At 68.8% G+C, this 15,320-nt stretch carries 10 protein-coding genes and 3 pseudogenes; 5 read left to right on the top strand and 8 right to left on the bottom strand.

Annotation, left to right across the window (positions count from 1 at the left end):
* Positions 1-452 precede the first annotated feature (452 nt).
* Positions 453-773 (top strand): annotated as a pseudogene (locus B1H19_RS39580) (transposase family protein); the annotation flags it as partial.
* Positions 774-1,167: 394 nt separating this feature from the next.
* On the opposite strand, the gene B1H19_RS37780 reads toward B1H19_RS39580, so the two are convergent.
* Entirely contained in the window at positions 1,168-1,344 is a 177-nt protein-coding gene (locus B1H19_RS37780) for a DUF1330 domain-containing protein (RefSeq protein ID WP_237289079.1), read from the bottom strand.
* Positions 1,345-1,386: 42 nt separating this feature from the next.
* On the opposite strand from B1H19_RS37780, the gene B1H19_RS02820 reads away from it, so the two are divergent.
* Positions 1,387-2,463: a hypothetical protein gene (locus B1H19_RS02820; protein WP_107425853.1), complete on the top strand. Its 1,077-nt coding sequence runs from the start codon at positions 1,387-1,389 to the stop codon at positions 2,461-2,463.
* 355 nt (positions 2,464-2,818) lie between these two features.
* Positions 2,819-3,454: a hypothetical protein gene (locus B1H19_RS02815; RefSeq protein ID WP_083102665.1), complete on the top strand. Its 636-nt coding sequence runs from the start codon at positions 2,819-2,821 to the stop codon at positions 3,452-3,454.
* A 90-nt stretch (positions 3,455-3,544) separates the two neighbouring features.
* Here the strand turns inward: B1H19_RS02815 and B1H19_RS02810 are convergent, their stop codons facing one another.
* Together B1H19_RS02810 and B1H19_RS02805 are read right to left on the bottom strand one after the other, a co-directional pair.
* Positions 3,545-5,137 (bottom strand): ISL3 family transposase, encoded by a 1,593-nt coding sequence (locus B1H19_RS02810; protein WP_203237075.1) that lies wholly within the window; start codon positions 5,135-5,137, stop codon positions 3,545-3,547.
* 174 nt (positions 5,138-5,311) lie between these two features.
* Positions 5,312-5,446 (bottom strand): annotated as a pseudogene (locus B1H19_RS02805) (PPOX class F420-dependent oxidoreductase); the annotation flags it as partial.
* 198 nt (positions 5,447-5,644) lie between these two features.
* Here B1H19_RS02805 and B1H19_RS02800 point away from each other — a divergent pair.
* Positions 5,645-6,142, top strand: coding sequence for a hypothetical protein (locus B1H19_RS02800; RefSeq protein WP_237289074.1), 498 nt, complete (start codon positions 5,645-5,647; stop codon positions 6,140-6,142).
* Positions 6,139-9,753, top strand: coding sequence for a M56 family metallopeptidase (locus tag B1H19_RS02795; RefSeq protein ID WP_083102664.1), 3,615 nt, complete (start codon positions 6,139-6,141; stop codon positions 9,751-9,753). The genes B1H19_RS02800 and B1H19_RS02795 overlap by 4 nt, the downstream gene beginning before the upstream one ends.
* A 277-nt stretch (positions 9,754-10,030) precedes the next feature.
* Here the strand turns inward: B1H19_RS02795 and B1H19_RS02790 are convergent, their stop codons facing one another.
* The 5 genes and pseudogenes from B1H19_RS02790 to ispG all read right to left on the bottom strand — a co-directional run bounded on the left by B1H19_RS02790 (position 10,031) and on the right by ispG (position 15,319).
* On the bottom strand, positions 10,031-11,086 hold the full coding sequence (locus tag B1H19_RS02790; protein ID WP_159027959.1) for a Rieske 2Fe-2S domain-containing protein: 1,056 nt from the start codon (positions 11,084-11,086) through the stop codon (positions 10,031-10,033).
* Between the two features lie 11 nt (positions 11,087-11,097).
* Positions 11,098-11,820, bottom strand: a complete 723-nt coding sequence (locus tag B1H19_RS39575; protein WP_237289750.1) for a terpene synthase family protein — start codon at positions 11,818-11,820, stop codon at positions 11,098-11,100.
* A 360-nt stretch (positions 11,821-12,180) separates the two neighbouring features.
* A pseudogene (locus B1H19_RS39570) lies at positions 12,181-13,107 on the bottom strand (4-hydroxy-3-methylbut-2-enyl diphosphate reductase); the annotation flags it as partial.
* On the bottom strand, positions 13,104-14,186 hold the full coding sequence (locus B1H19_RS02780) for a polyprenyl synthetase family protein (protein WP_083102661.1): 1,083 nt from the start codon (positions 14,184-14,186) through the stop codon (positions 13,104-13,106). The pseudogene B1H19_RS39570 and the gene B1H19_RS02780, both read right to left, overlap by 4 nt.
* Entirely contained in the window at positions 14,183-15,319 is a 1,137-nt protein-coding gene (gene ispG, locus B1H19_RS02775; RefSeq protein ID WP_083102660.1) for a flavodoxin-dependent (E)-4-hydroxy-3-methylbut-2-enyl-diphosphate synthase, read from the bottom strand. The genes B1H19_RS02780 and ispG overlap by 4 nt, the downstream gene beginning before the upstream one ends.
* Position 15,320 lies beyond the last annotated feature (1 nt).

Raw genomic sequence — 15,320 nt, 5'->3', positions numbered from 1 at the left:
TCGCGCTCGATGCACGGCTGACGGCCGCCGAGGTGGCCGATGTCGAGGCGTGCTTCGGCGTCGAGCTGTTCGAGGACTAACGCTCGTTCCTGCTGCGTGTCGGAGCCGGCGGGGCGGGCCCGGCTTATGGCGTTTTCCGGCGCGACGGCTCCGGTGGCACCGGTGGAGATCCTGGCGGAGCGGCCGGGCACGGAGGATTTCGACAGTCCGCCGCGGGACCATCCGATGGCGTGATCGGCCGGTTCTTTGGCCAGGGCTCCTGTTGCGGGCTCCAGCCGTCTGCTGATGGGCCCGCACGATCGTGGAATCCACCGACACTGCCCAGGCCAGGCCAGGCCAGGCCAGGTCTTCGTCGGCGTCGGCCTGAGCCATCAGTGCGGTGACGACCCGCTGCCATGTGCCGTCCAGGGCCCACCTCTGCAGCTGGTTGTAGACACCTCGGCAGTTGCCGTAACCGCACACCAGCAGCCGTCGAGGCGCGGGTCTGCCGCCTGCGGGCCGGCCGCAAACTCGGCCCGGCACGCATCGGCACCACCCTGGGGCTTCCCGCTTCGACCGTGCACCGGATCCTCGTCCGGCAGGGCCTGAACCGCCTGGCCTGGCTCGACCGGCCCACCGATCCGCCGCTTCGAACGCGCCCAATCACCCGGGAACGCAGGAGCTGTAAGCCGGTGATCGGCTACAGCTACATTCACTCCGCCGTCGCCGACCATTCATGGCTCGCCTACGGGGAAGTCCTCACGGACGAGCGCCAAGCCACCGCCATCGCCTTCTGACGACGCGCGAACACCTTCTTCACCGTGTACACCTACGTCCGCCCGCTCCTGCCGGCCGTCAGTGGTGCCGCTGCCCGAACCGGCGTCCTCCCCGAAGCGATGTTCAGGATTCCGGCGTCCCTGGCGCATCCGGACTGCGCTCGCGTAAGCACGCTGCACAGTGAGCCACGGGTGAGCGATCCGGCCCCCTGTTCACCGTCGCACGGATCGCTTGAGGTACCCATCACGCACATCATGCGAGCCATACGACGGTCGGTGTCGTTGATCAGGTTCGTGCGGCCGCCGGTGGCCCCCGTGACCGGCCTGCCGACAAACGCGGCTACGTATTCCTCGGCACCGCCACCGCAGCAGCCCTGATCATCTGGCTCCGCACATGATCGCCCAACAATTCCTAGGCTGGGAGGGAGAAGCCCTCGGGCGGCGCGCCCTCGACGAACAGCATCCCCACCGTGACCTTGCCCTCTCGTATCTCCCGGGCCCGCTGATACTCGGGGGAGTCGTACCATTCCCGGATCCGGTCCATATCGGGAAACTCGATGACCACGAGCCGGGAGGAGTCCCATGGCATCGACGTGACGTTCCTGAAGCTCGTTTCACTGATGGGGGATTGATGCCGGACTTTGAGGAGTTCGAGACCGTGATCGGGCGGGCGTACCCGGCCCGGAACCCGGCGGAGCTCGCCGATGAGCTGTTGACGTGGGCCACCGGTGTCCTGGACATCTGGATACGGCCCTGGCAGGAAGCCTTCGACTTCCTGCGGGAGTTGCCGGCCGATGACCGGCAGCGCCTGGCGAAAGCCCTGGTAGACCGATACCACTCCGCCGCCGCGGACTCTCCCGACCGGCTCAACGCGCTGACCTTGCTGGGCGTCCTCTCCCATGGCCTGGACGAGGACGGGCTCTGCGACGAACGGCTCAGGAGGCTCGACACCCTGAGCAGGCAGTATTCCTTCGGGTACGGCATGCGGTTCGTAAGCTTCGCCGAGGCCGAGCTCGCAGCCGGGCGGCAGCTGCCCCCGGCGGTCGCCGCCGCATTCCGGAGGGCAGCCCTGGACCGCTTCCGGGACAGCCACGTATCTGCCGTGGCGAAGCAGCTCACCGAGCCGGTCCTCAACGTGGGTGAGCAGTGGGCGGAGCAGGCGCTCGCCGAACTGCCGGGGCTCGCCGCCTCTTGGCGGCAACTGCTGGCGCATGCGACGACCGTCACTGCCGCAAAGCCCTCCGCCAGGTGGGAGAAGGCCGGCCGGAAACTGCTCGACGAGACGGGGGCCGACGCGGTGCGCGAGACGGTGCTGCCGTGGCTCACCCTGGTCGGCCGTCCCCGCACCCTGGCCCTGCAAATTGACCTGAACGAGGCTGACTACAACCAAGCCTATGACCCCTTCAATGCCAACGCTCTGCGGGGGATCGCCTGTCTGCTGTCGCTCCTGCCCCCGCACCCGGACATCACCTCGGCTCTCGGTGCGCTCGTCGAGACCTCGCTGGACAAGGTCCCCAGGCTTGGGCCGCGCAACCCCAAGGTCGCCAACGCAGGCGTTCTCGCCCTTTCCCGGATCGATCACCACATGGCCTGGGACGAGCTCTCGCGGCTGGCCACGCGCGTCTCCCACAGGGGCACCCTCAAGCTGATCAACGCCGAGTTGGAAGCGCGAGCCAAGGCACTCGACACCGGTCGGCCCCGGCTGTGAAAGCTCGGGGGCCCATTCTGTGCATACGTACAGAAAGGGTCCCGGACGCGGAACGGCCGACCAACCAGGTCAGAAGCGCCGGGTGTTCAGCGCGCGCTTCACCGCCTGGATCGCCTTGGCGATCTCCATACCGCGCGGGCAGTCTCCTCTGACGGCATTCTCGGGTTCTGGCACAACTTCCGTGACGCAGTCACTCTCTGTCACGACTCGGGATGCGATTGCGCCGGGGAGGTCTGTCCGTGATCAGCCGTAACTGCGGACGTTCATGTCTGGTTACCGGGAGGTACTGCCCGTGCCTCCGCACCTCGTCGTGTCGGGGGTTGTTGTACGGCTTAGGGCCGTGTCTGGAGTTGTCATGATGTTGCGTTCGCTTGCCCGGGGCACCACCACCCTTGCTGCAGTCCTGCTGCTCACGGCTCCGGTCGCCACCACTGTGCACGCGGCGGAAGCACCGGCCTGTGCGAAGGAACAACTCGCGTACATGGACGCCGAGGACAAGGCATCCGCGACAGACAAGGAAGCCGACGCGGCACAGGACGCACTCTCCCAATCAGAGCGGGACAGGCAGACGCTCAACCAGACGGACGAGCACCTGTACAACCTCACGTACGCCATGGACCGCCTCATCCGGAACAACGAACAGGTGAAGTCCCGAAACGTGGTCATCAAGGCGGCCGAAGCTGCCGCTGAGGGGATGGACAGGGGCGACGCTGCGACGGTGGCCGACGCGGCGGACAAGGCCGAGGCCGCCGGGAAGCAGTTCCTCAAGGACACTCAGAGCGGCCACCCCATGGAGTTTGACCGAGTCGAGAGCCTGGTTTACGCGGTCGGGAGGGATGCGGCAGCGGCCAGGAAGGCTACGGCGGCCAAGGACTACGGCACCCTCAAGGAGAAGGCCCAGCAAAGCAGGGACCGCGCCCGTTCCGCTCAGGACGCGGTGGCCCCGGCCAGGGCCGACCTCAAGACCTGCCTGAAGAAGGCCACCGCATAGGACGGATCGGCGGTTGAGGAGAGCCGAGGCAAGCCGCGCGCCACGACCCAACCTCGGCTCTCTGGGCTCCTGCGACACGGCCACGCTCCGTCATGACAGCAGGAAGCGTCTGCGGAGGAGTTGGAAGCCCGCGCGGCCGAACATCTGGCGCTTGAGCATCTTGATCCGGTTGACATGGCCTTCGACGACGCCCGAGTTCCAGGGCAGGGTGAGGCCGGCGATAACGGCGTCGCAGTCGCGGTCGATGCCAGCGGCGAGGCTGTGGAGGCTGGGCAGGTCGTCCTGCCGGACGGCGTCGAGCCAGTCCGGCAGGCCCTCGCCGTGGCGGCCGGTGAGCATGGACGCGAAGGAACGGACGTGGCGGGTCAGAGCGTCGAGTTCGGGGCAGTGCGTCCGGACAGCCTTGAGCTGGAGCTGCTCGGATTCGGTGAGGGTGTCCGGGTGCCGGAGGATCCATCCCGCCACGGCTCGGGGCGAGGGCGGCCTGGCGGTCACCGGCCGCGGTGAGGTGCGCTTGTCGTGCAGGTAGGCGTGGACGCGCTGGTAGCTGCCCTTGTAGCCGAGCGGCACGATCTCCTCCCAGAGCTTCCAGGCGTTGGTGCAGCCCTCGTTCCAGCGGTTGTCCAGGTAGGGCTTGAACTCGTCGAGGACGGAAGGCCGGTTTTGCCACTGCCCGGTGAACAGCTCCTCCGGCGTCGCGGCGTCGGCGAACTGCTTGACGGTTCGCCAGGTCATTCCGAGCTGCCGCTGGACCGATCGTTGACTGTGTCCCGCTTTCAACAGGGCGTGGACGGCGGCGTGCCGGGCCCGGGTCCGGTCAGCGAACCGGTGTCCTCGTGGCCAAGGCGAACCGGACGGGTCCGCGGCCGGAACGGCCTCGGGTTCAGGCGCTGCGGGTGTCAGGACACGCAGGCAGCGGCGGTGCTGGGAGACGCTCCGTTCGGCGGCCTCGCTCAGGTTGTGCCACAGATGCCACCTGTCGGCGACATGCACCGCCTGCGGCGCTCCAGCTGCGGCGCCCTCGGCGAAGAACGGCGCGCGGTCCCGGCAGACGACCTCGACGCCTGGCCGCTGGGCGAGCCAGGCGGCCAGGCTGGACGCTTCCCGGTCCGGGAGCAGATCGATCGGACGGCGGGTTTCGACGTCCACCAGGACGGTGCCGTAGCGGCGGCCCTGGCGGGTCGCGTACTCATCGACCCCAACCACCCTCGGCGCGGGCACCTCCGGCTCGGGAAGCGCGTCGACCACACGCAAGACCGTGCTCCGGCTGACGGACAGGCCGAGGACCGCGGCCAGCCGAGCGCCGGCCCGGCCGGCCAGGGCAAGACCCACTTCGGCCAAGGCCGAACGCAACCGCTCGGTGCGCTGGCCATACCTGCGGGTCAGCCCAGCTATCTGCTCCACGAAGGTCCGTCGCTGGCATGCCGCATTGCGGCACCGAAACCGCCGAACCCGTAACTGGAGTACGACGCTTCGTCCGGCACTCGGTACGTCAGCGGGAAATCGCTGGTAGGAGCTGTGGATCCGGGTCGACCAAGCCCCGCACCCCGGGCAGGCGGCACCGACCGTCGTGCACTGCGCGTCAACGCGCACTATCTCGATGTTCACGTCCACCGACAACACCGCGACGTCCGCGATCGACGGGAACAACAGCTCCTTCAGCCGGAGCACGACCTCTTCCACGGCCCGGACTTTCAGCCCAGCCGCCCAGACCATGGCTCATTTTCGGGCGACTTCGGGAGCCGTCCCAGGACGCTCAACCATCACTCAGAGTGGCCGCTGCACGGAAGCTGTGCCAGAACCACTCGAAGTGAACGAAGCCACGAGTGGCTGTGACCAGCACAGACCTGAGGTGTCCTAGCGGTCGATGTCGAGCGCCGTTCCGTACAGCCGGTCCACCTTCAACCGGATGACCACCCGGCGCTCAGCAACCAACTGCTCCAGGAACGCGTTTTCGCCCTCCGGCTTTGCGGCCTTCGGGATCACCCCAAGCGATGCGAGATTCCCCTCTATGCGTCCTCTGGACAGACCGAATTGCGCCGAACGTAGGCCATCCGTTCGGGTGTTGCGCCACCGCGGTCTGTGGGGCCAAGGTGTGAGGCTCACTGCGTGTTGTTGATAGCGGTGTGCGACGGCAGGGGGGTTGCTTTGGGGTCGGGAACAGCGTCGCCGGATGAGGGTGGGGTCGGCGTGGGCGCGGCCAGGGTGCGTGATGTGGTCCGCGATGTCGTGGCGGAGGTGGCCGCTGAGGAGTTGCCCGTCGTGGACGTGCTGGCCGGGTTCGACGACACGACTGTCTTGCAGCGGTTACGACGGCGGAGCCGTCGGCGGGAGCCACTGGGCTTCGGTCTGGACGAGGTCGCGGTGTTGGTGACCCCGGTGGTGTGGCTGGGAGTGGACCAGGCGGCCAAGCGGATCGCGGACAGCGCGGTGGATGGCGCGTCGAAGGGAGCGAAAGCTGTGCTGCGCAAGGTCTTGCGACGCCCGACCGCGTCCGTCGTGGTACCGCCGTTGACCCCCGCGCAGTTGGGCGAGGTGCGGCGGGCCGTGCTGGAGATGGCCGCGCAGCGGGGCCTCGCGCAGGAGCAGGCGGTGACGGTCGCCGACGCGGTGGTGGCCCGGCTGGCGGTGCCGGACGATGACCCGCAGGATCTCGGCGAAGGCACGTCACCCGCGGGCGAGGCGTGACGAGCGCGGACCCCGCCCGGCCCAGGGTGGACGAGCGGGCGATGAGCGCGGGCACCACGATGCGGTTCGTGCTGCTGCTGGTGCTCATGGTGGTGGCCAGCGGCACGATGATCGTCGAGGTGCTGTCCGGCCTGAACAGGTCGAGTGGGCTGGGCTGCCTGCTGGCCGCTGGGGCGGATCCCACCCAGGGCACGGTGGCGGCCACGTCGGCCGGCGTCATCACCCAGTCCGACGCGTACGACGCCTGCGAAGCACGCTTCAACTCGTCGCTACCGTGGTGGCTGGGCCTGGCGTGGCCGGTCCTGCTGCTGGTGGTGGCCGGTGTGCTGTTCGTCGGCCTGCCGGCGTGGAAGACGCGGCGTGGCCGGGTCGTCCCGCTGGACCTGGTCGACCGCGACGGCGAGTTCCGGCGGCAGCTGGCGGACCTGGTCGACGTGGCCGGCCTGGCCCGCGCGCCGCGGTTCGTCGTCGACCCCGCAGCGCTCTCGGCCGGGGCGGTGGTGTTCGGCCGCAACCGGCGCGCCACGGTGTGCCTGCACGCAGGCCTTCTCGCCCGCAGGGCTGCCGACCCCGAGGGTTTCCGGGCCGTGCTGCTGCATGAACTGGCCCATGTACGCAACCGCGATGTCACCATCGCCTACACCACGGTCGCCCTGTGGCGGGCGTTCCTCGTGCTGGCGCTCGTGCCGTATCTGGCCCGGACCGCCTACGGCCTCATCGACGGCCTCGGGTCGCCGTTCTGGCCCGGCGTGGGGCCGATCGCGACCAGGAGCCTGCTGCTGCCGGTGTTGCTGGTGCCGCTCGTGTACCTCGCGCGGGCGGATGTCCTGCGCAGCCGGGAAGTCTATGCGGACCTGGCCGCGGTGCGCTGGGGCGCGGACCCCCGGGGCTGGGCGGTCCCGGTCGCCGGCCGTGCCGGTGGCGCGTTGCGGCAGGCGGCCGGCTCGTTCGTCGAGCTGTGGCGAACCCATCCGCGATGGGATCTGCGCCGGGCGAGCCTGGACGACCCGGCGCAGTTGTTCGGCGCGAGCCCGCTGTTGATGTTCCTCACCGGGGCCGCCGCCATCGTGATCAACTCCCAGATGTGGGACTACCTGGGACGGTTCAACCTGGTGGGTAACTGGCCCTCCGGAGCGATCGCGTTGGTCGCGGCGGCGTTGGTCACCGCGGTGGCCGGGACCGTGTTGTGCCGGGCCGTCGCCCACGCCATGGTCACCGGGAGCCGGGTGCCCTCCGGGGTGCGGGCCGGGCTGTGGCTGGGAGTCGGGATGGCGGTGGCGGAGTTCGGCGCCGACCGTGTCGCGGTGTTGGAGTGGCTACCCAACCAGCCCGAGGCGCTGCTGCTGCCGGTGCTCGCCGGTGCGGTGTTCGCATTGTGGACCACGCGGTGCGCCCAGCTGTGGCTGCGGGCGTGGAGGGGAGGCAGTAGCCAGACCGCGATCCTGATTGCCTTGGCCGGCGCCTTCCTGGTGTTGTCAGGGTGGTTCTCCTGGTGGCAGCAGACCGGCGTGGAGCTGGCCTTCCAATGGCCCTTCAACGTCTCAGCGATGCGCGACTCGCTGACGCAGGGACAGCCGCCTGGACAGGTCGCCGAGCATGCCGCCGCGCTGTCGGTGATCGCCGGAGTGTGGTCGGTGCTGGGCGAGTTGGCGGAGCTGCCCCTGGTCCCAACTGCGGCATCGGCGATGTGGGTCGTGCCCCTGCTTGCCCAGCTTGCCCGGCCGGCCGTCGGCGCGCCTCGGTGGGTTCACGACGCCGTGCGGGACGACGCGGACGTGTCGGTGCCCTGGGAGGCGACGCCGCCACTGCGCCGCGCCGTGTGGCCCGGTCTGGCGGGCGGGGCGGTGGGCTGGGCTGTGGTCGTCGGTGTGATGGCGTGGACGCACACCTGGCAACCGCCGCTCGGGCTACGTGGCGTCGAATACTTGATCTTCGCGGGATGGGGGCTGGTGGCCCTGACGATGGCTGCGGCCGTCGCCGCGGTGGCCGCGGGCATCGCGGCCCGCGGCCACCGGTTGGCCTTGGCGCTCGTCGCGGCGGGGACGGCCGTGGTGACCGGGTACTGCGGGATGTTTGCGCTCACCTCGCTGGACGGGTGCATCCCGTCGCTGGCCGTCCTGCAACCATCCTGCCAATGGCGGCCTGTTGAGGCATGGCGGGAAGCGCAGCCCATTCTGGGCCCGGCCCTTGTGCTCGGCGTGGCCACCGCGGTCCTGGCGGCCGCCATCGGGGCGGCGGTCCGGACCTGGTGGCGGCGCGGCACCGCACCCCAGCGGGCCGCAGTCCCCGCAGGTGTGACGGGCACGCGGTTGGCCGTCCGTCGTGCCGGAGTCGGCTTGCTCTGCGCCACCGCCGTGGGCATCGCCGTGGCCCAGGAGGCACTCCACACGGGACAACCCTCGCCAGCGCCCGCCGACGCCCACGCGCACCTGCCCGCCCCGGTCGACCAGGCGTCGGCCCCACCCCAGATCAAGAAACTGCAAGTGGCCGCGTGGTGGAAGTACGGCGGCCGTGATCTCGCCGGCCACCGTCTCGGCCAGATCATGGGCAACATGGGCAAGGTGGTGCGGGACGCCGCGACATCCGCTGACCCGGACAACCCCGATGGCGTTCTTTCCAGGCTGCGCCCGCTGTGCGCGGACCTCGGCCAACTCACCCGGGACGCCCACGGTTATTTCCGCGTCCCTGACCCGCAGGCGCAACGACTGTGGGCGACATTCCTCACGCAGGCCGACAAAGGCAGCGCGGATTGCCTGGCGGCGCTGGACCAGCGCAACCGCGAGCTGTTGAAATCGGCCTCCCAACAGGAGATCCTCCACGCGGGCGCCATCGGCGCGCAGGTCGCGACCTGGATCTCCAAGGTGGTCTCCGGTGACGGCTCGGCGAAGCCGCCCGGCCCGGCTGAGCCCGACGGCGGGGCCGCCGCGCTCAGCGCCGCGGTCAAGAAGGCCATGGCGGGCAAGGGCAGCGTCAAGCTCACCGCGCATGTGAGCATGGGCAGCGTGAGTACGACCGACGAGGACTGCCTGATGCGCCTGCGACCTGCAGCGGTCGCCATGGACTGCTCCGTGGTCACGAGCGCACTGGGCACACACCGGACGGCCCACATGATCGTGCTGCCCGACAGCGCCTACCTCTCTGTGCCAGACATGCTGCGGCTGCCCGGCGGCAAGCAGTGGGCCAGGCTCGGAGCCGACAGCAAGAACCCGATGTCCGCGATGCTGGCTGAGTCGACGAAGCGGCTGCAGAACTCCATGGACGTGAACGCAACGGTGCCGCCAGGCGCACAGATCGTCGGCACAGCGAGGGAACAGGTTGACGGGAAGCCGACCACACGCTTCGACATCGCCTACGACGTGCGGGCCGCGGCGGACGCCGCCGCCAGCGACGCGGACAGGCAGTCCCTCCTAGCACTGGCGCAATCCGGCGTCAGCACGGTGACCAGCCAGATATGGGTGGACGAGGCCAACCTGCCCGTGCAGATGGCCAGCACGGTGACACTGCCGCAGTACGGCCCGATGGCCACCAAAATGAGGTACACCGACTGGGGCGGGCCGGCGGACATCCAGGCACCGCCGGCTGACCAGGTGGGTTCCATGCCGGGCGGCTAGCCTCACCGCGATATCGGCGGCACTGGCACCATGGTGCAGGCGGCGGGCCGTGCACGATCCGGGCGGCGGACGGACGCTGAACGTCGTCACAATCGCCCGTGATCACAGTGGCTGTTCCCACGCCGGCAGGCACCCGCCGACCTGCGCGGAGGCCTCGCCGCTGACGTGGTCCGGTTCGGCCCCGATCTCGACTGGAACCGCTCCTGATCGCCCCTCGTGGCGGGGGCGCGATGACGGGAATCGAGAGCCGGCCCTGGGTGTCCAAGGAATTCGCGGCTCAGGGATAGAACTGCCCAGCCCAACGCCGGTATCGGGTGATGGGTCCGTCCCCCTCGGTCAGGCGCGGCCGGGCGAGGTATTCCTTGGTGTTCCAGACGGGGACGTCTCCGTTCTGTTCCGAGAAGAGGAACACTCTGTTGTGGTACCAGAGGAAGAACTGGGACAGCAGATAGCTGCCGGCTGCCGCGAGGGCGCGGTTCGCAGGGGTGGGGAGGAACCCAGGGGCGGGTACCCGCGCGTCGATGCCGCTGCGTAGTTGGATTCGCCAGGGGGCGACGGGGGTTGGCATGAACCAGATGCGGACGGTGAAGCCTGCGGGCAAGTGGATGTGGACCTCGGTTCCGCCCAGGCCGTGGAGGGTGAATTCGTAGCTCGTCAGCATCGGCTTCTTCCAGCCCGGGGGGCGTACCGCCATTTCCAGGACGACGCGGCTGGTAGTTCCTTCCTCCGTGAAGGACTTGGTCACCCGGACGCTGGAGACGCGGGGCCAGTGCAGTGCGGTGAGGTGTCCGAAGTCGACGATGTTCTCCAGGACTTCCTGGGGGTGGCCCGCGCATTCGGTGGTGTCACGGGCCACGGGTGTGAATTCTCCGGGGTGGGCGGGGAGCAGGTCCCAGGTTGGCGCGGCGCCGGCGTGGTGGTGCCACACCAGGATCAGGCCACCCTCCTCGCGGACGGGCAGCAGGGGCAGAAACGCCTTCGGCGGGCGGGTGCCGTAGCCCGTGCGCGTACAGGTGCCGTCGGGGCCGAACGCGAAGCCGTGGAAGGAGCAGACGACTTCCTCCCCCTCTATCCGGCCCGCCGTGCCGAGGTGCGCCCCGAGGTGAGGGCAGTAGGGGCGAGTCGCGCGGATCAGGCCGCTGCGGGTGCGGTACAGGACCAGGTCCTGGCCCGCGAGGCGCCTGGTCGTCACCTTGCCGGGAAGCAGTTCGTCGGAGAACCCCGCGCAGAACCAGCCGTTCGGGAAGGGGAGTGGGGGCGCTTCGTCGGTGTAACGAGGTGAAACACCTTTGGCCGGTGAGTACTTTGAGGAGTGTCCTTGGGGCTTGAACACGGTGTGCCTCCCTATGCCGCGAGGCGGTGGTAGCGGCCGGATGTGCGGTAGTAGGCGGGAAGTCCGGCGATCCAGTCGTGCATGGTGTCGACCATGGTCACGGTGGCCCGCCAGTCACGCACGGGCATGGACTGAGCCGTCAGCGCGGAGTGCAGGTCCTGTTCGGCGGTCTGGAAGTCGCCCACCGCCTGTCGGATGCGCAACGCGGCTTCGTGCAGGGCCTGTTCGATGGTGAGACCTTGTTCATGGGCCAGGACGATGACGAGGTTGCCGGTCTCGCCGTGCGCCAGTTCCTTGCGGAGCGTGTAGACGTCGTTGATGAAGTCGGCAGCGTCGGTCGAGGCGGTGACGAGCTGCTCGTACGGGCCGGATTCCCGGACCGTGGAGGGGAGTTCGCACCGCAGGGCGATTTCCGACAGGTTGTAGAGCATCGGCATGTAGCCGGTGATGCGGCGTCGCTCCACGTACTCCGCGACGCTGGGAAGACCTTCCTGTTTGACGCGCTGCTCGTCGACCAGACCGTCGAGCAGCTGGGCCGTGGTCTCGCCATGCCGCCCGGTCCAGGCCGGGGAACCGAGCATGCGGGTGCGCCGGTCCAGGTCGGTGTAGGCCGCGACCAGAGGGTGGCCGATAGGGGCGTTGTCGTCGGCCAGCACCGCCCGGATCCCTTCGACCGCCTCGGCAAACGAGGCGCGGGTCCGGTGAGTTTCCGCCGTGTCGTCCAGCACCCCCATCCAGGCGAGCCAGCATGCCATGAGCGACAGGCCGGTCCTCGACGCCTTGGGGACGGCCACCGCCGCGCAGTGTCCCCACGCGTGCGAAGCCATCCGGTGGGCCTCGCTCCGGTCGGCGACCAGGCCGGTCCTGCGAGCCCAGCGCAGTACGGAGCGTTCCGCGTACGCCTGGTGCGGGCTTGTCCGCTCCGGGAACGGCAGTGCGAGTTCGGGGATGAACACCTGTGTTTCGTCCAGCTCGGTCGACAGTGCCTGCGGCAGCACAGAACAGCACTTCTGGTTGCGCGAGAACGGCTGGCTTTTCGCGCCCTGGGGCGCTTCGGAAAGGGGGTTGAGGAGCTCGGGGCACTCGGGTGAGGTCAGTTCCCGGGGCAGGGCGAAGTGTTGGTGTTCTTCGGCAACGGTGATCGTCTCGACGTCGACGTATCCGTGGGAAGCGAGTCGTCGCAGGGCCGCGTCGACGAGGCTCTCGGGCACGGAGGCACCGGAGGTGACACCGACCGTAGTGACGCCTCTGAGCCATGCCTCGTCGATCTGTTCGGCGTGGTCGACGAGGTGGGCGCTGGGAGCGCCGGCGTCCTGGGCGACTTCGACCAGGCGCACGGAGTTGGAGGAATTGGCGGAGCCCACGACGATAACGAGCTCTGACATGGCTGCCATTTGTTTGACCGCGAGCTGGCGGTTCTGAGTGGCGTAGCAGATGTCGTCGCTGGGCGGGGAGATGAGTTGGGGGAACTTCTCCTTCAGGGCGTCGACGGTTTTCATGGTCTCGTCGACCGAGAGTGTGGTCTGAGAGAGCCAGGCAACCTTGTCCGAGTTCCGGACCTTGACGTTCTGTACCTCGTCCGGGCTGTCGACGACCTGGATGTACTCGGGTGCTTCGCCGATGGTGCCGATGACTTCCTCGTGGCCTTCGTGGCCGATGAGAAGGATGTCGTGGCCCTCGCGGGCGAAGCGGGCGGCCTCTTTGTGGACTTTGGTGACCAGGGGGCAGGTGGCGTCGATGACGGTGAGATGCCTCCGGGCGGCCTCTTGACGGACGGTGGGTGCGACCCCGTGGGCGGAGAAGATCACGACACTGCCCTCGGGTACCTCGGTGGTCTCCTCCACGAAGATCGCGCCCTTGTGCTTGAGGGCCTTGATGACGTACTGGTTGTGGACGATCTCGTGGCGTACGTACACCGGCGGCCCATACAGCTCGAGGGCCCTTTCCACGGTGGCGATGGCGCGGTCCACGCCGGCGCAGCAGCCGCGTGGAGCCGCCAGCAGGACGCGTCGGCGGTTCATGACGCCCGCTCCGTGGCGAGGGCCGCGACCTGCCGCAAGGCATCGGCCGCGGCGGGTGGGCAAGGGATATTCCTCAGTGCGGTGAGGGCTTGTCCATAGCAGTTGTTGATCATGTTCTCCACGGTGGCGCGGGCCCCGGTGGCGTCGAGGACGTCCCGGATGTGTGCCGCGCCGTCTTCGGCCAGGTCCGGATCGCCCACCAGTTGGTGCAGGTGTCGTCGTTGGACGGAGGTGGCGCGCTGGGCGGCCAGCGCGAGCAGGACGGTGTGCTTGCCTTCACGAAGGTCGTCCAGGACGGGTTTGCCGGTCTGGTTCGGGTTGCCGTATATGCCCAGGAGGTCGTCGCGGAGCTGGAAGGCTTCGCCCAGCGGCAGCGCGAAGGCCGTCAGGGCCTCATGGAGGGCGGGTTCGGCTCCTGCGAGGATGGCCCCGGTGTGCAGGGGGCGCTCAATGGTGTATTTCGCAGTCTTGTACCGGATCACGCGTAGGGCTGCGGCCACGTCATCCATGGGCCCCAAAGGAGCTGTGAGATCCAGGTACTGGCCGTAGATGACCTCTTCGCGCATCGCCTCGAGCACACGACGTGCGGCGGTGAGCCGGGCGGGCGGATGGCCCGCACCGTGCAGGAGCTCGTCGGACCAGGCCAGGGCCATGTCGCCGGCCAGGATCGCGCCGCTGATACCCCACCATGCCGCGTCGAGGCCGAGCCTGCCGGGGTGGCGGTCGGCGAGAGCGTGGTGGACGGTGGGCTGTCCACGACGAGTCGGGGTGCGGTCCATGATGTCGTCGTGGATGAGACAGAAGGCGTGGAACATTTCCAGTGCCGCAGCCGTCCGCACGATGGGAGTGAGGTCGCCCTGGCCGCCGCCCGTGTGCCAGCCGATCACACACAGCATGGGGCGCAGCCGTTTCCCGCCCGCGTCCAGAAATCCTTGCAGGGTGCCGGGGAGGTCGGTGGGCATGCGCGTTGCCTGTGCGATTCGTGTCTTGGAGTCGAGGAACTCGCGCAGCACCCCATCGACGTGAGTGGGTACGGAGGCCAGGTCGATGGACGGGGTGGACAGGGACAGGGCAGTCATGAGCCTTCGCCTCCCGGTGCGGAGGGGGTGTCTTCCGTCAGGCTCAGGGCTTCCTCGATCAGGGCGTCAACCACACGGTGTTCGGGCACGGTGCGGACGACTTCACCATGAACGAAGATCTGCCCTTTGCCGTTGCCGCAGGAGACTCCGACGTCGGCCTCGCGTGCTTCGCCCGGGCCGTTGACCACGCAGCCCATGACGGCGACCCGCAGGGGGTGGGGGAATCCGTCGAAGGCGGCTTCGACTCGGGCGGCGAGGTGGTGGATGTCGACTTGGAGTCGGCCGCAACCGGGACAGGAGACGATCTCCAGTTTGCGGGGGCGCAGGCCGAGGGACTGCAGGATGTGGCAGCCGGCTTTGACCTGTTCCACCGGGGGTGCGGACAGGGAGGCGCGGATGGTGTCGCCGATGCCTTCCGACAGGAGGATGCTGAAGGCGACGGCGGATTTGATGGAGCCCTGGAAGGTGGGACCGGCTTCGGTGACGCCGAGGTGGAGCGGGTAGTCGCACTGCTGGGCGAGGAGTCGGTTCGCGCTGACCATGGTCATGGGGTCGTGGTGCTTGACAGCGATCTTGATGTTGCGAAAGCCGTGCTCCTCGAACAGAGAGCATTCCCACAGCGCGGATTCCACCAGTGCCTGGGGTGTTGCGGCGCCGTGCTTGGCCAGTAGGCGCTGGTCGAGGGAGCCGGCGTTGACCCCGATCCGGATCGGGACACGGGCTGCTTGGGCGGCCTTGGCTATCTCAGCGACTCTGTCGTCGAATTTCTTGATGTTGCCCGGATTCACCCGCACCGCCGCACAGCCGGCGTCGATGGCGGTGAAGACATAGCGGGGCTGGAAATGGATGTCCGCTATCACCGGCAGCTTGGACTTCGCCACGATGGCGGGGAGGGCGTCGGCGTCGTCCTGGGTGGGGACGGCGACGCGGACGATGTCGCAGCCGGCGGCAGTGACTTCCGCGATCTGCTGCAAAGTTGCGTCGATATCGGCGGTGTTGGTGGTGGTCATGGTCTGGACGGAGACCGGTGCGCCGCCGCCGACGGGGACATCGCCGACATGGATTCGCCGGGTGCGGCGGCGCACCGGAGTAGTGGGAAGCGGGGCGGGGAGACCGAGGTCGATGGCGGGCATG

This window comes from Streptomyces gilvosporeus, from assembly GCF_002082195.1.
GTDB lineage: Bacteria > Actinomycetota > Actinomycetes > Streptomycetales > Streptomycetaceae > Streptomyces > Streptomyces gilvosporeus.
This window is presented reverse-complemented; position numbering and strand designations above follow the sequence as displayed.